Annotated in this window: 18 protein-coding genes; 10 read left to right on the top strand and 8 right to left on the bottom strand. The window is 73.1% G+C overall.

Annotated features, from left to right (window positions below):
- Positions 1-131 precede the first annotated feature (131 nt).
- The 7 genes from P2H44_RS13405 (at position 132) to arfB (ending at position 5,576) form a co-directional block, all read left to right on the top strand.
- Positions 132-563 (top strand): SRPBCC family protein, encoded by a 432-nt coding sequence (locus P2H44_RS13405; RefSeq protein WP_275764193.1) that lies wholly within the window; start codon positions 132-134, stop codon positions 561-563.
- A 298-nt stretch (positions 564-861) separates the two neighbouring features.
- Positions 862-1,872: an ABC transporter substrate-binding protein gene (locus tag P2H44_RS13400; RefSeq protein ID WP_275764190.1), complete on the top strand. Its 1,011-nt coding sequence runs from the start codon at positions 862-864 to the stop codon at positions 1,870-1,872.
- 22 nt (positions 1,873-1,894) lie between these two features.
- Complete coding sequence (locus P2H44_RS13395) at positions 1,895-2,683, top strand: ABC transporter ATP-binding protein (RefSeq protein ID WP_275764187.1); 789 nt, start codon at positions 1,895-1,897, stop codon at positions 2,681-2,683.
- Positions 2,680-3,483: an ABC transporter permease gene (locus P2H44_RS13390; protein ID WP_275764185.1), complete on the top strand. Its 804-nt coding sequence runs from the start codon at positions 2,680-2,682 to the stop codon at positions 3,481-3,483. The genes P2H44_RS13395 and P2H44_RS13390 overlap by 4 nt, the downstream gene beginning before the upstream one ends.
- Before the next feature lie 93 nt (positions 3,484-3,576).
- Entirely contained in the window at positions 3,577-3,849 is a 273-nt protein-coding gene (locus tag P2H44_RS13385) for a DUF2312 domain-containing protein (RefSeq protein ID WP_092858936.1), read from the top strand.
- Between the two features lie 134 nt (positions 3,850-3,983).
- Positions 3,984-4,604, top strand: coding sequence for a VUT family protein (locus P2H44_RS13380; RefSeq protein WP_275764180.1), 621 nt, complete (start codon positions 3,984-3,986; stop codon positions 4,602-4,604).
- A gap of 549 nt (positions 4,605-5,153) precedes the next feature.
- Entirely contained in the window at positions 5,154-5,576 is a 423-nt protein-coding gene (gene arfB / locus P2H44_RS13375; RefSeq protein WP_275764178.1) for an alternative ribosome rescue aminoacyl-tRNA hydrolase ArfB, read from the top strand.
- 28 nt (positions 5,577-5,604) lie between these two features.
- On the opposite strand, the gene P2H44_RS13370 is transcribed toward arfB, so the two are convergent.
- Positions 5,605-6,165, bottom strand: a complete 561-nt coding sequence (locus P2H44_RS13370; RefSeq protein WP_275764176.1) for a type 1 glutamine amidotransferase domain-containing protein — start codon at positions 6,163-6,165, stop codon at positions 5,605-5,607.
- Between the two features lie 134 nt (positions 6,166-6,299).
- On the opposite strand from P2H44_RS13370, the gene P2H44_RS13365 reads away from it, so the two are divergent.
- Both P2H44_RS13365 and P2H44_RS13360 read left to right on the top strand, forming a co-directional pair.
- Positions 6,300-6,962: a class I SAM-dependent methyltransferase gene (locus tag P2H44_RS13365; RefSeq protein ID WP_275764173.1), complete on the top strand. Its 663-nt coding sequence runs from the start codon at positions 6,300-6,302 to the stop codon at positions 6,960-6,962.
- Between the two features lie 189 nt (positions 6,963-7,151).
- Entirely contained in the window at positions 7,152-8,258 is a 1,107-nt protein-coding gene (locus P2H44_RS13360) for an AbrB family transcriptional regulator (protein WP_275764171.1), read from the top strand.
- A 21-nt stretch (positions 8,259-8,279) separates the two neighbouring features.
- On the opposite strand, the gene P2H44_RS13355 is transcribed toward P2H44_RS13360, so the two are convergent.
- The 5 genes from P2H44_RS13355 to P2H44_RS13335 all read right to left on the bottom strand — a co-directional run bounded on the left by P2H44_RS13355 (position 8,280) and on the right by P2H44_RS13335 (position 15,079).
- Positions 8,280-9,233 carry an acetamidase/formamidase family protein gene (locus tag P2H44_RS13355; protein ID WP_275764168.1) on the bottom strand — a complete coding sequence of 318 codons (954 nt, stop codon included), beginning with the start codon at positions 9,231-9,233 and terminating at the stop codon, positions 8,280-8,282.
- Between the two features lie 334 nt (positions 9,234-9,567).
- The gene (hemN, locus tag P2H44_RS13350) at positions 9,568-10,920 is read right to left on the bottom strand and encodes an oxygen-independent coproporphyrinogen III oxidase (protein ID WP_275764165.1); all 1,353 of its coding nucleotides are present in this window, start codon (positions 10,918-10,920) and stop codon (positions 9,568-9,570) included.
- A gap of 369 nt (positions 10,921-11,289) precedes the next feature.
- Positions 11,290-12,765 (bottom strand): aldehyde dehydrogenase family protein, encoded by a 1,476-nt coding sequence (locus tag P2H44_RS13345; RefSeq protein ID WP_275764163.1) that lies wholly within the window; start codon positions 12,763-12,765, stop codon positions 11,290-11,292.
- Between the two features lie 247 nt (positions 12,766-13,012).
- Positions 13,013-13,855, bottom strand: a complete 843-nt coding sequence (locus P2H44_RS13340; RefSeq protein WP_275764161.1) for a universal stress protein — start codon at positions 13,853-13,855, stop codon at positions 13,013-13,015.
- A 174-nt stretch (positions 13,856-14,029) separates the two neighbouring features.
- A complete protein-coding gene (locus P2H44_RS13335) occupies positions 14,030-15,079 on the bottom strand; it encodes a histone deacetylase family protein (protein WP_275764158.1) in 1,050 nt (349 codons plus the stop codon).
- A 217-nt stretch (positions 15,080-15,296) separates the two neighbouring features.
- On the opposite strand from P2H44_RS13335, the gene P2H44_RS13330 reads away from it, so the two are divergent.
- Positions 15,297-16,301: an alpha/beta hydrolase gene (locus P2H44_RS13330; RefSeq protein ID WP_275764155.1), complete on the top strand. Its 1,005-nt coding sequence runs from the start codon at positions 15,297-15,299 to the stop codon at positions 16,299-16,301.
- Between the two features lie 129 nt (positions 16,302-16,430).
- Here the strand turns inward: P2H44_RS13330 and P2H44_RS13325 are convergent, their stop codons facing one another.
- Complete coding sequence (locus P2H44_RS13325) at positions 16,431-17,060, bottom strand: MlaC/ttg2D family ABC transporter substrate-binding protein (RefSeq protein ID WP_275764153.1); 630 nt, start codon at positions 17,058-17,060, stop codon at positions 16,431-16,433.
- A gap of 70 nt (positions 17,061-17,130) precedes the next feature.
- The gene (locus P2H44_RS13320) at positions 17,131-17,910 is read right to left on the bottom strand and encodes an MlaA family lipoprotein (RefSeq protein ID WP_275764150.1); all 780 of its coding nucleotides are present in this window, start codon (positions 17,908-17,910) and stop codon (positions 17,131-17,133) included.
- Positions 17,911-18,033: the final 123 nt, after the last annotated feature.

The raw sequence follows: 18,033 nt of genomic DNA, 5'->3' as shown, positions 1-18,033 counted from the left end.
GGCTTGCGCCGCGATCATGGTCCGGGCGCGGAGCGGAATCCAGTCTCCCGCGAAACCGATCGACCGCGGCTTGCCCCCGGCCCGCCCGCGGCATACCTCGAAGGTCCAACAACCCCAGGGGAGGCCGCGCCATGGAGCATCACCACAAGACCGACCGGGTGGAGCGCTGGCTCGACCTTCCCGTCCCCGCCGCCGAGGTCTGGGCGGTGATCGGCGACTTCTTCCGCCTCGACCTCTGGCACCCCGGCGTCGAGAGCTCGGAGAAGGTCGAGCTCGAAGGCGAGGCCTACCGCCACGTGCGCGCCAAGGGCGGCGCCGCCTTCCTCGAGAAGCTGGAGGAGCAGGGCGACCGCCTGCAGCGCTACTCGATCGCCGAAAGCCCCCTGCCGGTGGAGAACTACCTCGCCACCCTGACCTGCTTCGACCGCGAGGAGCCGGGCGCGACCGGTTGCCGGGTCTACTGGTCGGCGAGCTTCGACAGCGACAATCCCAAGGCCGACGAGATCATCGCCGGCGTCTTCGAATCCGGCCTGCGCGGCCTGCGCGACCGCTTCGGCGGCTGATCGCCCGACCGGACCCGGCGGGGGCGCCGCCCCCCGCCGGTTCCCCTCCGGATCCGCGGCTGCGGCCCGATCCCGGCCGATGCGCGCCTCCGTCGCAAGACGAACCGCAGGCGAATCCGCGCCCTGTCCCAGCCCCGGCGGGCACGCGCCGCGTCCCGCCTGCCGCGTTCTCCTCCCGCACCGCGACAGAATGGAGCGCTGCAAAACGGGGCGCCCTCCGTTCATCTGCTTGCGGCTGCGCCGGGCTGCGTGCCTAATGCCTGCGCTGTCGGCAGAACCACCGCGAAAGGGGCCCCCGATGATCCGATTCCGCACGCTCGCCTTCGCCGCCGCCGCCCTCGTGGCCGCCGGCGCGGCGCAGGCCCAGACCAAGATCGCCTTCGCCAACGACTGGAAATGGGAAGGCCCCGCCGCCCCGTTCCTGCTGGCGCTGGACAAGGGCTATTTCGAGGAGGCCGGCCTCGACGTCACCATGGACACCGGCAAGGGCTCGCTCGACGCGATCCCGCGCGTGGCGGCGGGCACCTACCAGATGGGCGCCGCCGACATCAACACGCTGATCAAGTTCCGCGACCAGAACCCCGACCTGGCCGTGAAGGCGATCTTCATGATCTACAACCAGCCGCCCTTCGCGGTGGTCGGCCGCAAGAGCCTGGGGATCGAGACGCCCAAGGACCTCGAGGGCAAGATCCTCGGCGCGCCCGCCCCCGACGGCGCCTACGCCCAGTGGAAGGCCTTCACCAAGGCCAACGACATCGACGCCTCGAAGGTCACCATCGAGAACGTGGGCTTCCCGGTGCGCGAGCCGATGCTGGCCCAGGGCAAGGTCGACGCGATCACCGGCTTCAGCTTCTCGTCCTACATCAACCTCAAGGCCAACGGGGTGCCGGCCGACGACATCACCGTCCTGCTGATGACCGAGAACGGCCTCGACCTCTACGGCAACGTGGTCCTCGTGAACCCCGCCTTCGCCGAGGAGAACCCCGAGGCGGTGAAGGCCTTCCTCGCGGCGCTCGTGAAGGGCTTCAAGGAGACCGTCGCCGACCCCGCCGCGGCCGTGAAGTTCGTCACCGCCCACAACGACGTGGCCCGCGAGGAGGTCGAGCTCGAGCGGCTGGAGATGGCGCTGAAGGACAACATCGTCACCGACGAGGTGCGCGCCAATGGCTTCGGCGCCGTGGACATGGAGCGTCTGACCAAGTCGATGGACCAGATCGCCGACACCTACGACTTCCAGAAGCGCCCCGCGGCCGAGGACATCTTCGACCCGTCCTTCCTGCCCCCCGCCGAGGAGCGGATGCTGGACTGACCCGGCGCGCAGGGCTCCGACGATGAGCTTCGTCGAGATCGCCGACGTCGCCCTTCGCTACGCCCCCCAGGGCGGGGCGGAGGGGACGCTCGCCGTGGACGGCCTCTCCCTCTCGGTCGAGAAGGGGGAGTTCGTCGCCGTCGTCGGGCCCTCGGGCTGCGGCAAGTCCACCCTGATGAAGCTCGCCACCGGGCTGAATTTCCCCACGCGGGGAACCGTCTCGGTGGCGGGGAAGCCGGTGAACGGGCCCGTCTCCATCGCCGGCATGGCCTTCCAGAACCCGGTGATGCTGCCCTGGCGGCTGACCCGCGACAACGTCCTGCTGCCGCTTGAGGTGGTGCAGCCGCACCGCCGCCAGATGCGCGCGAAAAAGGCCGAGTACCAGGCCAAGGCCGACGCGCTGCTCGCCTCCGTCGGCCTCGAGGGCGCCGGCGACAAGTACCCCTGGCAGCTCTCGGGCGGCATGCAGCAGCGCGCCAGCCTCTGCCGGGCGCTCATTCACGAGCCCGAGCTGGTGATGCTGGACGAGCCCTTCGGCGCGCTCGACGCCTTCACCCGCGAGGAGCTGTGGTGCGTGATGCGCGACCTCCACGCCCAGAAGAACTTCACCACCATCCTGGTGACCCACGACCTGCGCGAGGCGGTGTTCCTCGCCGACCGGATCTTCGTGCTCTCCGCCCGCCCGGGCCGGGTCATCAAGGTCCGTGACGTGCCCCTGCCCCGCCCCCGCCCGCTGGACGTGACCTATGAGCGGGAGTTCACCGACATCGTGCACGAGCTGCGCGGCCTGATCGCGGAGGCGCGCCAGTGAGCGAGGCGAGCGAAGAGGCGGTCGTCGCCGCCTACAAGTCCGACCCCTGGGTGCGCCTCGCCCCCTGGGTCTGCACCATCGGCCTGTTCGTGGTCTGGGAGATCGCGGTCCGGGTGCTGGGCGTGCCCTACTACATCCTCCCCGCCCCCAGCTCGGTCGCCTACGCGGCTTACGAATTCGCGGGCGGGCTGGCCGAGAACTCGCTGCAGACGCTGTGGACCACCGTGGCGGGGTTCCTGCTCGCCATTGTCTTCGGCCTGGCGCTGGGGCTGTTCATCGGCTGGGACCGGCGGATCTACGCGGGCCTCTATCCGCTGATGATCGGCTTCAACTCGATCCCCAAGGTCGCCGTCGTCCCGATCCTGGTGCTGTGGTTCGGCACCGGCTGGCTGCCCGCCGTGCTGACGGCCTTCCTGATCTCGTTCTTCCCCATCGTGGTGAACGTCGCCACCGGCCTCGCCACCATCGAGCCGGAGATGGAGGACGTGCTGCGCGCGCTGGGCGCCAAGAAGCTCGACATCATGACCAAGGTCGGGATCCCGCGCTCGCTGCCCTATTTCTTCGGCTCGCTGAAGGTGGCGATCACGCTGGCCTTCATCGGCTCGGTGATGTCCGAGACGGTGGCGGCCAACGCCGGCGTGGGCCACATGATGCTGACCGCGCAGGCGAATTTCGAGGTGCCGCTGGTCTTCGCCTGCCTCATCGCGCTGGCCATCGAGGGCATCGTGATGTACGCGGTCATGGCCTGGCTCGAGAAGCGCATGACCGGCTGGGCCCACCGCTCCGGCTTCAACCGCTGAGGCCCCCGCCACGCCGGCGCGGGGCGCCTTGCCCCGCCGCCCGGGCGCGGATAGCTTCCGCGCTCCCTGCGCGGCCCGACTCGGGAGTACGAGATGCTCGACGACGACGATAACGACTTCTCCACCACCACGGTCTCCGCCGGCCAGCTCCGCGCCATCGTGGAGCGGATCGAGCGGCTGGAGGAGGAGAAGAAGGAGGTCTCCGAGCAGATCAAGGAGGTCTACGCCGAGGCCAAGGGCAACGGCTTCGACGCCAAGACGCTCCGGAAAATAGTGGCCCTGCGCAAGAAGAAGCCCGAGGAGCGCTCCGAGGAGGAGGCGATGCTCGAGCTCTACATGAACGCGCTGGGGATGCTGCCGGGCTGAGGCCCGGACCAGACCTCGCGACCGGCGCCCCCGGGCGCCTCCCCTGAGCGGGCGCGCGGCATGCGCGCCCTTTCTCTTTCCCGCCCCATGCTCCCTTCCCGCGCAGCCTCCCGCGAAATCTGAGGACATCTCCCATGACCCGCTCCCGCGGCCTGATCATCGGCGCCATCGCCATGACGGCGACCGTCGTCGCCTCCAACATCCTCGTGCAGCACCTGCTGGGCGACTGGCTGACCTGGGGGGCGCTGACCTATCCCATCGCCTTCCTGGTGACAGACCTGACCAACCGCGCGATGGGTCCGCAGGCGGCGCGCAAGGTGGTGCTGGCGGGCTTCGCGGCGGGGGTCGCGTGCAGCCTGGTCGCGGCGGGCTTCGGCGCCACCACGCTGCGCATCGCCGCCGCCTCGGGCCTCGCCTTCCTGGTCGCGCAGATGCTGGACGTGGGCGTCTTCGACCGGCTGCGGGGCGAATCCTGGTGGCGCGCGCCGCTGGTCTCCTCCCTGATCGGCTCTGCGACGGACACGGCGATCTTCTTCACGCTGGCCTTCTCGGCCTGGCTGACTCCGCTCGCGCCCTGGGAGGACGTCGCCTGGGCGAACGAGCTGGTTCCGGTGCTGGGCGTCGGCCGGCCGGTCCCGCTGTGGATCAGCCTGGCGCTGGCGGACTTCGGGGTGAAGATGGCGCTCGCCCTGCTGGCGCTGGCGCCCTTCCGCGCGGCGCTGTCGCTGATGGGCCCGCGCGGCCAGCGGGCCTGACGGGCGCCGCCTGACGTCCCCGTCGCCTCACGATCCGCGTGATCTTCGGGATTTTTTGCTGGACCGTCGGAGGATGCGCGCGCATGCTCTCAGTCAGGTTCAACTGAAGGAAAGGAGGTGATCCAATGTCGAGTGATACGTTGGAGCTGAAGGTCGGGTTCACGTTCGAGGTGATCGCCTAAGGGGCAGCCTCCTTTTCCGACGCTTCGGGCGCGAGGGGTTCAGTCCCTGCCCGCCTGAGGCTCCACGGCTCACGGGACCGCGGCGAAAGCCGCGGTCCTTCCGTTTTCGGGGCGAGGTTCGCCTGCCGCGCGCAGGTCTCGGGGCGCCGGTCGCCCTTGCCGCCCACCGCCGATCGAACCGCCGGCTCTCCTTCCGCGAGGCCCCGTTCCTGGCGCCGCCAGCCCCCGAGCGTCTCCGGACGGCCCTTTCAGACCCTCCGCCCCGCGGCGCCCCTTGTCAGGCCCGGCCCGCGGTGCATCCTTGACCCATGCAGCCGTTCCCCCCGTCCTCCCTCCCCCCGACCTCCCGCAGTCAGCAGCGACCGACATGCTCCGCATCACCGACGCCGTAACCCTCGCCGACTGGGAGCTGACCGAGCACTTCACCCGCGCCTCCGGGCCCGGCGGGCAGAACGTGAACAAGGTCTCCAGCGCGGTCGAGCTGCGGTTCGAGGCCGCCCGCTCCCCCAACCTGCCGCCCGACGCCAAGGCCCGCCTGCGCCGGCTGGCAGGGCGGCGCTGGACGGCGGACGGCGCGCTGATCATCCGGGCGGAGACCCACCGCTCCCAGGCCCGCAACCGGGAGGAGGCGCGCGCGCGCCTCGCCGAGCTGGTGGCCAAGTCGCTGGAGCGGCCCAAGAAGCGCATCGCCACCCGGCCCACGCTGGGCTCGCAAAAAAGACGCCTCGCCGCGAAGACGCGGCGAGGCGAGGTCAAGGCGTTGCGCCAGTCGCCGGGGAGCGATGAGTAGCCCCCCGGCCGAGGTGCGGTCCGCGCGCTCAGGCGGCGCGGCTCATATGCTTGCCCTCCAGCACCTCCTCGGCGATCTTGGCCACGAAGGCGTCGAGGTCGTCGGGATTGCGCGAGGTGACGATGCCCTCGTCGCAGACCACCTTCGAATCCTCCCATCGCGCGCCGGCGTTGATCATGTCGGTCTTGACCGAGCCGTAGGACGTGGCGCGGCGGCCCCGCACGATGTCGGCCTCGATCAGCAGCCAGGGCCCGTGGCAGACGGCGGCGATCGGCTTCTTGGCGTCGTGGAACGCCTTCACCAGCGCCACCGCGTCGGGATTGGCGCGCAGGAGATCGGGGTTGATCTGCCCGCCCGGGATCACCAGCGCGTGGTAGTCGTCATGGGTCGCGCCGGTCAGCGGGCGGTCGACCTCGGCGCTCTCGCCCCAGTCGGCGCCCTTCCAGCCGCGGATCGGACCCTCTTCGGGAGAGATCACGTGAACCTCGGCGCCCATCTCGCGCAGCTTGTCGCGCGGGACCATCAGCTCGGACTGCTCGAAGCCGTGGGTGGAGAGGATGGCGATGCGTTTGCCGTTCAGGTCGGCCATGGAAGCCTCCTTTCAAATGGGTCGCTGCGTTGCGTTCCCGCCTCGATCTGCGTGGTTTCGCCCGCGCTTCAAGCGATGGCGCCGGATCGCCCGGAAAGCGCCGCGATGACTTCGCCCAGCGGAAAGGGCGCCCGGTGAGCGGGCCAGGCGAGGGGACGCCCCTTGCGCGCCGCCGCGGTCCCGACTGGGACGCGCGCTACGCCGCCGCGCAGGGCGGCCTGTTCGGCGAGGCGCCCAACGCCTGGCTGGTGATGTGCCTCGCCCGCCCGGAGCTCGCGCCGCGCCACGCGCTCAGCCTCGCCGAGGGGGACGGGCGCAACGGGACCTGGCTGGCGCGGCAGGGGCTGGAGACGACCGGCGTCGACCTCTCGGCCGAGGCCACGCGCCGCGCCCTCGCCCGCGACGCCGCCGCCGGCGTGACGGCCGAGCGCATCGCCGCCGACCTCTTCGACTGGGATCCCGGCGCCCGGCGCTGGGACCTGGTCGCGCTGATCTGCCTGCAGGGCCCGCCCCCGCTGCGCCGCCGCGGCCTCTCGGTCGCCGCCCGCGCCCTCGCCCCCGGCGGCTGGCTGGTGCTGGAGGGCTTCGGCGCCCCGCCCCCGGGCGCCCCCGTCGAGGGCCCCGGCCCCTCCGCCCCCGAGCTGCGCTGGAGCGTCGCCGAAAGCCTCGGCTGGCTGGCGAACGAGGGGCTGGAACTGCACGAGGCGATCGAGGGCCGCGTGCGCCTCGACGAGGGCCGCCTGCACCAGGGCGTGGCCTGGATGACCCGCCTGCTGCTGCGCCGCCCCCCGGCCTGACCGGGCGCCTGCCGCTGGACGGGAGCGACGCGAGGGCGTAAAGGTCTGGACATCTGCTGCACTGCAGCGTAACTCCGCGCCCCGTCGGCGCGCGCCCCTCGCGCCGCCTTCCCCCTTCGCCGGCCCGCCGCGGGCCGCGACCGTCGATTTCCGCCGTCCCCCGTTCCCGCCGTCCTGCCCAAGGCGTCCATGCCCGTCTTCAAACCCGATCCCGTCCAGGAGGGCGCCGTCGCCCCCGCGCCCTCGGCCGCCGTGCTCGCCGGGCGCTGGCTGGCGATCCTCGCGCTGTCCGCCTTGCTGGGCGGGGGGATGGAGGCGGCGGGCCTGCCGGCGGCGCTGCTGCTGGGGCCGATGATCGCGGCGGGGGCGATGGCGGTCTCGGGACGCGGGGTCCCGCTGCCGCGGGCGGCGCATTTCTCGGCGCTCGGCGTGGTGGGCTGCATGGTGGGCGCGGCGACGCCGCCGACGGTGTTGGGCGACATCCTCGCCCACTGGCCGGTGTTCCTGGCGGGCGTCGGCTCGGTGGTGGCGCTGGCGGGGGGGCTCGGCTGGCTGCTGGCGCGCGCGCAGGTGCTGCCGGGGACCACGGCGGTCTGGGGCGCCTGGCCGGGCGCGGCCTCGGCCATGGTGATCCTGTCGGATGCGCATGGCGCCGACATGCGGCTGGTGGCGGTGATGCAGTACCTGCGGGTGGGGCTGGTCGCCGCCTCGGCCGCGCTGATCGCCCGCTTCTGGGTCGGCGTGCCCGAGGGGGCGGAGGCGCCCGCCGTCGACTGGGTTCCGCCGCTCGACCCCGGCGGCCTTGCGGTCACCGCGGCGGTGGTGGGGGCGAGCCTGCTGATCGGGCGCATCGTGCGGATGCCCTCGGCGCTGTTCCTCGCGCCCATGGCCATCGCCATCGCCCTGCACGGGGCCGACCTGCCCACGCCCGCCCTGCCGCCCTGGCTGCTGGCGGCGGCCTACGCGGTGGCGGGCTGGGGGATCGGGCTGCGCTTCACCCGGCCGATCCTCGCCCATGCCGCGCGGGCCCTGCCGCGGCTGCTGCTGGGGATCGTGGCGCTGATCGCGCTGTGCTTCGGCCTGGGCGCCGCGCTGGCCTGGGCGACGGGCGAGGATCTGCTGACCGCGGTGCTGGCGACCAGCCCCGGCGGCATGGACTCGGTCGCCATCGTCGCCGCCTCGTCGGACGTGGACATGCCCTTCGTGATGGCCATGCAGACCGCGCGGTTCCTCGCGGTCCTGTTCCTCGGCCCCTGGCTCGCGCGCCGCATCGCGGCGCTGGTGGCCCCGGCCTGAGCGGGACCGGGGGCGCCCCCCTCAGCCCGCCTTCATCACCCCCGCCAGCGCCGAGCGCGGCAGCACCACGTGGCAGCCCTGCTCCTGGTTGACCATCTGGGTGACGCGCACGTCGGCGGCGAGGCTGCACAGCATGTAGGCCTCGGTCCGGGTCAGGGTGGTCAGCCGCTCGATCCAGTCCAGCATCCGGCGGAGCGCGGCGCGCGCGGCCTCGTCCAGCGCGTAGTGCGTGCCGAAGGAGATCAGCGCCGCGTCGGTCTCGGCATGGGGGAAGTCGAAGGGCAGGTCGCGGCGCAGGATGATCTCGAACTCGCCCTGCAGCGCGGTCTCGATCGCGGTCACGCAGACCTCGCCGTCGCCCTGGCGCGCATGGCCGTCGCCGACCGAGAACAGCCCCCCCTCCGCCAGCACCGGCAGGAACAGGGTGGCGCCCGCGCGCAGCTCCTTGCAGTCGATGTTGCCGCCATGGGCGCGGGGCTGGATGGTCGAGATCGGCCCCCAGCCCGGCGGCGGGGCCACGCCCATCACCCCGAAGAACGGGTCCAGCGGCAGCTCGGTCCCCCAGGGGGGCGTGGCGGTCCCCGCCTCGGCGTCGAGGCGCGAGAACACGAAGCCCGCCTCGATCTCCCCGGCCAGCGCCCCCGCCAGCGGGCGCACCAGCGTGTAGCCCCAGTCCTGGCGCAGCGAGACGCGGCGGATGCGGATCTCGAGCACGTCGCCCGGCATCGCGCCGCGCACGGCGACGGGGCCGGTCAGGATGTGGGGGCCGATGGCGTTGCGAGGCGCGCGCTCATGGATCTCGTGCAGCTCGGGCGGGATGTGGAACCCCTCCCCCGGCAGCGAGCCCTTCACGCCCGAGACGCTGTCGATGGTGACGATGTCGCCGCTGTCGATGGTCAGGGCGGGGGCCATGCCCGCCTCGAACCAGCCCCAGTGGGCCGTCCCGGCGCTCGCCTTGAGATGATGCTCCGCCATGTCCGCCTCCGCCCTGTTGCCTGAGCCGGCATTGGGCGGCGCAAGGGTCCGGCGCGCAAGAGGGGAGCCGCGCTTGCGACGATCCGCGGGGGCGGGGTCAAGGAGAGGAGCCGGCCCCATGCGGAGAGGCGGAGACGCCGCCCCACGACCGGACCGGCGCGCATCCCGGCCGGCGCGCGAGGCCCGGGTCAAGCCCGGGGCACGCGAACGGGCGTAGGGGCGCGCGACCGGCGACTGGACGCGCGAACGGGCGACGGGGCGACGGGGCGCGACGTCTCCCCGCCCCGAAGGGGCGAGGCCGCCCTCAGGGCGGCCCGGCGGCCCGCCGAAGGCCTCAGACGGCCAGGGAGTGGCGGGCTTCCGACCGCGCCAGGCGGGCGTCGAAGGCGGAGGCGGCGACGCGGACGAGGGGGCGGCCGCGCGGGGTCATGCGCACGCGCGATCCCGCGATCTCGACCATGCCGTCGGCGCGCAACTCCACCAGCCGCTCCAGCGCCTCCTCCGCCCAGTCGGCCGGCGCCTCGGGGAAGCGGGCGGGGACCGCGGCGAGGTCCACCTCGAAGTCGCACATCAGCCGCTCGATCACCCAGGCGCGCAGGCGGTCGTCGGCGTCGACGCCCAGGCCCCGCGCCACCGGCAGGCGGCCCTGCGCGACGGTGCGCGCCCAGGCGCCCGTCTCGGTCAGGTTCTGCGCGAAGCCGTCCGGCGTCTTCGTGATCGCGGTCGCGCCCAGGCCCAGCAGGGTCTCGGCCGTGTCGGTGGTGTAGCCCTGGAAGTTCCGGCGCAGCGTGCCCGCCCGCGCCGCGACCGCCATCGGATCGTCGGGCAGCGCGAAATGGTCGAGGCCGACGCGCTCGTAGCCCAGCGCCTCCAGCGTCTCGGCGGCGGCCTCGGCCTGGGCGGCGCGCTCGCCCGGTCCGGGCAGCGCCTCCTCGGGCATCATGCGCTGGTTCTTGGCCATCCACGGCACGTGGGCGTAGCCGAACAGCGCGATGCGCTGCGGTCCCATCCCGGTCGCCTGGATCACCGTGCGGCGCAGGCTCTCGACCGTCTGAAAGGGCAGGCCGTAGATCAGGTCGTAGCTGATCTCCCCCACGCCCGCCTTGCGCATCGCCTGGGTCGCGGCCTCCACCATCTCGGGCGGCTGCACGCGGTTGATGACCTGCTGAACCTGGGGATCGAACTCCTGCACCCCGAAGGAGGCGCGGGTGAAGCCCAGCGCGCCCAGCCGCGTCGCCATCTCGGGGCTCAGGGTGCGGGGATCGACCTCGATGGCGAGCTCCGAGCCCTCGCGGATGTCGAAGCGCTCCCGCACCGCCTCCATCACCCGCGTCAGGTCCCCGGGCGTCAGCGAGGTGGGCGTGCCGCCGCCCCAGGCGAGATGCGACACCGCCATGCGCCCCGGCAGCGCGTCGGCGGTCAGCGCGAGATGCGCGAGCAGGCTCTCGACATAGTCCGCCACCGGCTCGTACCGCCGGGCGAGCTTCATGTTGCAGCCGCAGTACCAGCACATCTTCCGGCAGAACGGGACGTGGAGGTAGAGCGAGACCGGATCGTCGACCGCGAGCCCCCCCAGCCATCGACGCAGCTCCGCCTCCTCGAAGTCCGGCCGGAAGTGCGGCGCGGTCGGGTAGGAGGTGTAACGCGGCGCGGCGCGGCGGGCGTAGCGGGCGATGACCGGGTCCATCGAGATCTCCTCGGGGCTGGGGCTCGGAGGGTCGATTAGCGCCGCAACCGTTTCGAGGGGATGACCTGGATCAACCGGAACGGTTGGTCGCAGGTGTTTTTCATCCCCCCGGCGCACGATCCCGCGAGCGGCGCGCCCCTTCCGGCGCGCGAAGGCCGCGTCGCGTGGACCGATCCCGGCGCGGGCCGGCGCGTCACGGGACGCGCCCTCGACCGCCAAGTCGGTTTCGCCCAGTCTTCTCGGAAAATCTTAAAGAAACCTTGCGCCGTCCGCCGGGACGCGACGGCGGCGGGGCGAGGGCGCGCGGCCCCCGACTTCGGACCGGGCGCCGCGGGGACGGCGCCCGGCAGAGGGCTCAGGGCTCGGGCCTCAGCCGTGCTTGACCACCAGGGTGCGCAGGGTGGTGAACTCGCGCAGGCCCTCGAAGCCCTTCTCGCGGCCGTGGCCGGACTTGCCCATGCCGCCGAAGGGCAGCTCGATGCCGCCGCCGGCGCCGTAGGCGTTGACGAAGACCTGGCCGGCGCGGATCCGGCGGGCGACGCGCAGCGCGCGGGAGCCGTCGGTCGACCACACCCCCGCCACCAGCCCGTAGTCGGTGCCGTTGGCCATCGCCACCGCCTCGGCCTCGTCGCGGAAGGTCAGCATCGCCAGCACCGGGCCGAAGACCTCCTCGCGCGCCAGGGTGTGGTCCTTCGGCGTGGGGGCGAACAGGCGCGGGCGCACGTAGAAGCCGCCCTCGGGCGCCTCGGGCGCGATCTCGCCCGCCGCCGCCAGGGTCACGCCGTCGGCCTCGGCGCGCTCGCAGAAGCCCTCGACGCGGGCGCGCTGGCGCAGGTTGATGACCGGGCCCAGGTCCATGTCCGCCTCGGGCGGGCCGGCGCGCAGGGCGCGGAAGCCGGCGGCGAGGCGCTCGGCCATCTCGTCGGCCAGGCTCTCGTGCACCAGCGCGCGGGAGCCCGCCGAGCAGGTCTGGCCGCAGTTCTGGATGATCGCGTTCAGGATCACCGGGGTCACGGCGTCGAGGTCGGCGTCCTCGAACACGATCTGGGGGGACTTGCCGCCCAGCTCCAGCGTGCAGCCGGCGTGGTGGGCGGCGGCGGCGATCTGCACCTGCGCGCCGGTCTCGGGGGAGCCGGTGAAGGAGACGAAGTCGACGCCCGGATGGCCGGCCAGCGCCGCCCCCGCGACGCGGCCCAGCCCCGGAACCACGTTCAGCACGCCCTCGGGCAGGCCGGCCTCGGCCAGCATCTCGGCCATGCGCAGCAGCGACAGGCAGGCGTCCTCGGCGGGCTTCAGCACGCAGGCGTTGCCCGCCGCCAGCGACCCGCCGACCGAGCGGCCGAACATCTGCGCGGGATAGTTCCACGGGATGATGTGGCCGGTGACGCCGAAGGGCACCCGCTCGGCCACCGCCAGCACGCCCTGGATGGTGGGGATCGCCTCGCCGTGCAGCTTGTCGGCGGCGCCGGCGTAGAACTCGAAATAGCGCGCGCAGGCGGCGATGTCGGCGCGGGCCTGGCGGATCGGCTTGCCGGTGTCCTGGCTCTCCAGCAGGGCCAGCGCCTCGTGCTGGTCCTCGACCATGCGCGAGAAGCGCATCAGGATCCGGCCGCGGTCATAGGCGGTCATCCGCCCCCAGGGGCCCTCGTCGAAGGCCTTGCGGGCCGAGCGCACCGCCCGGTCCACGTCCTCGGCCCCGCCGGCCGCGATCCGGCCCAGCACGCGGCCGTCGCCGGGGGCGAAGGTCTCCAGCGTCTCGCCGGCCCGCGAGGGCACCCAGGCGTTGTCGAGGAACACCCCGTCCGAAGCGGGCCGGACGGCGGAAAGCGGGGACTGGACGTTCATGGGGGACCCTCCCGTGGTCGCGTTCTGGCGCGACCCTACTCCCCCTCCCGCGCCGGCTCCAGAGGGGCCGCCGCGCGCTCCCGCCCGGTCGGGGGCGAGGGCGGGCGGGCGGGGAGCCCCCGTCCGGGCGGGGGCGCGCGGCGGCGGCGCGACGCCCGCGCCCCCGGCCGAAACGAAAACGGCGCGCCCCGCGAGGGCGCGCCGTTTCCCGTTTCCTCCCGAAGGGCCGTCCCCGGCCCCGCCGGCCTCAGTGCGAGACCAGCACCGGCACGTTCGGCGCCTCGAGCACCGAGCGGCTGACGCCGGAGAAGATCGCCTCCCGCAGGCGCGAGTGGCCGTAGCCGCCCATCACCATCAGGTCCGCGCCCAGCTCGCCGGCCGTGGCCATCAGGCGCTCGGCGGTCGAGGCGCCGGCGCGCGCGATGGTCTTCACCTCCACCTTCACGCCATGGCGGGCGATGACGGTGGCGATGTCGGCGCCCGGCTCCTCGCCGGTGCCGTCGACGCCGGGCTCCGGGTCGACGATGGCGATGGTCACGCTGCCTGCGGCCTTGATGAGGGGCATCGCGTCCTGCAAGGCGCGGGCGGCGACATGGCTGCCGTCCCAGGCCAGCATGACGTTCGTGCCCACCGGCTTCGACCAGCCCTCGGGCAGCATCAGCACCGGGCGGCCCGAGCCGAACAGCGCGCCCTCGAAGGCGGCCTCGGCGGCTTCGCCGGCCGGGCCCTCGCCGCCGGCGGGGCCGACGATCGAGATGTCGGAGTGGCGCGCGGCGCGCGCGGCCGTCTCCTCGAGGCCCGCGGCGATGGACGAGGCCCAGCGCGCGTCGGCCGAGACGCCGGCCGCCTGCATCTTCGCCTCGGCCTTCTTGGCCAGCTCCTTGGCCTCGGCGCGGGCGGTGTCGATGGCGCTCAGGTCCATGGCCATTTCGGCGCCGGGCATCGCGTAGACGCCCATGTCGAACTGGCGCGCGAAGGCGACGGCGACGAGGTGGGCGCCGTACTTGCCGGCCATGTCGCAGGCCGCGGAGAGCCGCGCGTCGGAGGCCGGGCCGCCGTCGACGAAAACGGTGATGGTCTTGATGGACATGTGATCCTTCTCCCCGGATCGTTGTTTCAGGGAATTGTTAATCCGTGCGCCCGACCCGCGCCTTGCGCTGGATCAAGCGGACGTCGGGTCGCGAAAGGGGGCGTCGCGAAACGGGCCTTCGTGAAATGGGTCGTCGCAGACAGGGGCGCCCCGCAGCGGACCGCCCCCGCGCCGTCAAACCTCCACCCGGCCGGTCGCCGCGGCGCCGGTCCCGAAGCCGCCGAGGAAGCTGGTCAGGTTCTGGCCGAGCTCCTCCGACAGGTAGCCGCCCTCCTGCACCAGGACGGTCGGCAGGCCGAGCTTGCCGATGGCCTCGCCGATGCGCGCGAAGCCCGGCGTGGTCACGCCCAGGCCCGCCAGCGGGTCGCCCTCGTAGGCGTCGAGGCCCAGCGCCACCACCAGCGCGTCGGTCCCGAAGGCGCGGATGCGCCGGAAGGCGGCCTCCAGCGCCTCGAGGAAGCCGTCGTCGCTCGTGCCGCGCGCCAGCGGCAGGTTCAGGTTGCAGCCCTCGCCCTGGCCGATCCCGCGCTCGGAGGCGTGGCCCCAGAAGAACGGGTAGAACACCGAGGGGTCGCAGTGGATCGAGACGGTCAGCACGTCGCCGCGGTCGTAGAAGATCGACTGGGTGCCGTTGCCGTGGTGCACGTCGACGTCGAGGATCGTCACCCGCCGCCCCGCGTCCCGCAGCCGCTGCGCCGCGATGGCGGAGTTGGCGAGGAAGCAGAACCCGCCCGCCGCGTCGGCCAGCGCATGGTGCCCCGGCGGGCGGCACAGCGCGTAGACCGACCGCTCGCCCTCCATCACCAGCTCGGTCGCGGTCAGCGCGGTCTGGGCCGACCAGTAGGCCGACTCCCAGGTCGCGGCGCCGACGGGGCAGGCGGTGTCCTGCAGGTGCCAGCCCGCGAGCCCCACGGGCGAGGACGGGTAGGAGGCCGCGCGCCGGTCGGGATGCACGTTGGGCACCACCTCGGCGTTGGCGTCGGGCAGCGCCGACCAGCGGGCGTGGATGGTCTCGAGGAACTCCAGGTATTCCGCCGTATGCACCGCCGCGATCGGGCCGCGGCCGTAGTCGGCGGGCGCGATCACCTCGAGCCCCGCGGCGGTCGCGCCGTTCAGAAGCACCTCGGCCCGGCGGGGCTGCTCGGGGCTGGGGCGCAGGCGGCCTGCGACGAGGAAGGTCTGCGGATCGTGGGCGATCTGGCGGGCGTCGAACACGCACTCCATGGGGACTCGGTCCTCCTTGTTCTGGCGCGGCGACCCTAGACCCGCGGAGGGCGCAACGGAAAGCGGAACCTCGCGTCCGCCGCCCGGCGCGTCGGGGCCGGCGCGGGGGCGGGAGCGCGCCCCACCCTGCAAACATGTTGTCTTGCCGGCCGGTCGGCGCAAGGATCGCGCAGGACCGGCCCGCGACCCAAGAGGCCGGCGACGGGAGGATTTCGCCATGGACGGAGACGCCGGCCGCACGCGCGCGACGGGGACCGGAACGGGCCCCGACTACGACTGGATCCTGGAGGCAGACACCCGCGCCTTCGTCGAGACCAGCCGGCGCAACTCGGCGGTGACGGGCGAGCAGACGGCCGCCAGCCGCCGCGCCGCCTACGACGCCAACTGCCGCTACTGGCACAACGGCCGGCCCGAGGGGATCGCGGTCGAGGACTTCTCGGTCGACGGCCCCCGCGGCCCGATCCCGATGCGGCGCTACACGCCCGCCTCGGGGCCCGGCGCGGCCTTCATCCTCTACCTCCACGGCGGGGGCTTCGTGGTGGGCGGGCTCGACAGCCACGACGACATCTGCGCCGAGATGGCGGACCGGACGGGCTACGAGCTGGTCTCGGTCGACTACCGCATGGCGCCGGAGTTCCAGCACCCGGCCTTCTTCGAGGACGCCTTCGCCGCCTGGGAATGGGCGGCGGGCGAGGGCGCGGGCGGACGGCCCATCGTGATCTCGGGCGACAGCGCCGGGGGCACGCTGGCGGCGGCGGTGGTCCATGCCTCCCGCGGGCGGCCGGGCACGCCGGTCGGCCAGGTGCTGATCTATCCCTCGCTGGGCGGGGACCCCACGCGGGGCAGCTTCGCCCTGCACGCGGACGCGCCGCTGCTGTCGAAGGCGGACCGGGCGTTCTACGCGACCCAGCGGGACATGAGCCTGGTGCCCGACGACGATCCCCGCGCCTACCCGCTGCGCGACCCCGACTTCTCGGACCTGCCGATGACGGTGTGCATCAACGCGCAATGCGATCCGCTGGCCGACGACGGCAAGGACTACCGCGACCGCATCCTCGCGGTCGGGGGGCGGGCGATGTCGGTGGAGGAGCCGGGCCTGACCCACGGCTTCCTGCGCGCCCGCCACGCCTCGGCGCAGGCCGGCCTCGCCTTCGACCGCATCGTCGAGAGCCTGCGGGCGCTCGGGAAGGGCGAGCGGCCGGACCTGCGCGAGCCGGGCTGAGGGCGGCGCCCGGCCCGGGAGGCCCCGGGTAGCGCTCGGGCGGCGTCTGGAGCGTTCAAATGGAAAACGGCGCGCCGGGGGGACCGGCGCGCCGTTTCATCTGGAGGGGGGCGGATGGTCCCCGGGGTCTCAGCCCTCGGCGACGCGGCCGGCGGCGAGGTCGTCGAGGAAGCGGTCGACGTCGCCGTTGCGCTTGTCGATCATCGCCGCGAACTCCTGCCGCTGGGTCTGCAGCAGCGACACGCCCTCGGCGACCACGTCGACCACCTGCACCTTGCCGCCGCGGTCGGAGACCTGCCACTCGACCGTCGAGTCGTCGACCTTCGCGCCCTTGGCCCTGCTGGTCACCAGCACGCCCTTGCCGCCGAAGTCCTTGGCCGCCACCACCTCGAGCGTCTGGCCCTGGTAGTCCGACAGCAGGCCCGCGTAGACGCGGCCGACGTAGCTGACCAGCGCGTCCTCGGCCTTGGCCTTCTGGGCGTCGCTCATGTCGCGCCAGGTCTGGCCCATCACGAAGCGGGTGATCTGGGGCACCGCGGCGTTGCGGCGGAAGATCTCCGAGAACTCGGCGCGCTGGGCGTCGGCGCTCTTGCCGGACTGGATCAGGGTGGTGATCTCGGCCACCACCTTCTCGATGAAGCTGCGGGCCTGGTCGACCTCGAGCGCGCGCGCGGCGCCGGGCAGCAGGGTCGAGACCGCCAGCGCGGCCACGCCGCCGGCCAGGGTCGTCTTCAGAAAGTCGCGTCGGTTCGGTGTCATCGCATCACCCCGTTTGCGGTTGCGCGCGCCCTGCCCCTCCCCCAAGGAGCGTTGGGCGCGCGGAGAGATCTCACTCGGCGAACACGTCCGTCAGGGCTTCTTCCGTCGCCCCGCCCGCCACTTTCCGGCGGCGATACTGGACGTAGCCCGCCCGAGTGGTGACGTAGCTGTCTTCGCTCTCGTACAAGGCCTGGTCGATCACCTGCGTGTTTTCGGCGCGGATGCGGGCGATGTTGCCCACGGCCAGGCCGCGCCGCGCGGTCACCAGGGCGTCGTAGCCGGTGAAGAAGCCGAACGGGTCCAGCACGATCTCGGCCACGCGGCCGAAGCCGTCGCGCGCGGTCGCCGGGCCCAGCAGCGGAAGCTCGACATAGGGCCCCTCGGCGACGCCCCAGACGGCGAGCGTCTCGCCGATGTCGGTCTCCTCCTGCGGCAGGCCGAACTCGGTCGCGGGGTCCAGCACGCCCAGGCCCATCACCAGGTTGATGCCGGTGCGCAGCACGTCGGCGCCGGCCTGCTCGAAATCGCCCTGCGCGGTGTGGTTGATGAAGTTCATCGGCATGCGCAGGAAATTGACCGCGTTGGTCAGCAGCAGGTCGCCCAGGCCCGGCATGGCCAGGTCGTAGACGCGGCTGGCCGGTCGCAGCAGCACCGTGTCCCAGCCCTTGTTGAATTCGTGGATCTGGCGGTTCGTCGACTCGTAGGGGTCGGCGATGCCGCCCGGCTCGACCGGTTCGCTCGACGCGCAGCCGGCGACGAGAACGGCGGCGGCGATCGCGAGCAGCGCGCGCCGGCGGCCGCGGGAACGGACGGGGGCGGACTCGAAGGCCCTGGCGGAGGTTTCGGTCAAGACGGATCTCGATTCTGACAGGGTGCGGCGCAATGCGGGCGAGTCCGGCATTAGAGCAGCCGGAAGCGCTTCGCAATCGCAGCGGAAGATTCGCCGGGGCCCATCGTCAGGGCGCCTTTCATT

The organism is Albimonas marina (assembly GCF_029223255.1).
GTDB lineage: Bacteria > Pseudomonadota > Alphaproteobacteria > Rhodobacterales > Rhodobacteraceae > Albimonas.
This window is presented reverse-complemented; position numbering and strand designations above follow the sequence as displayed.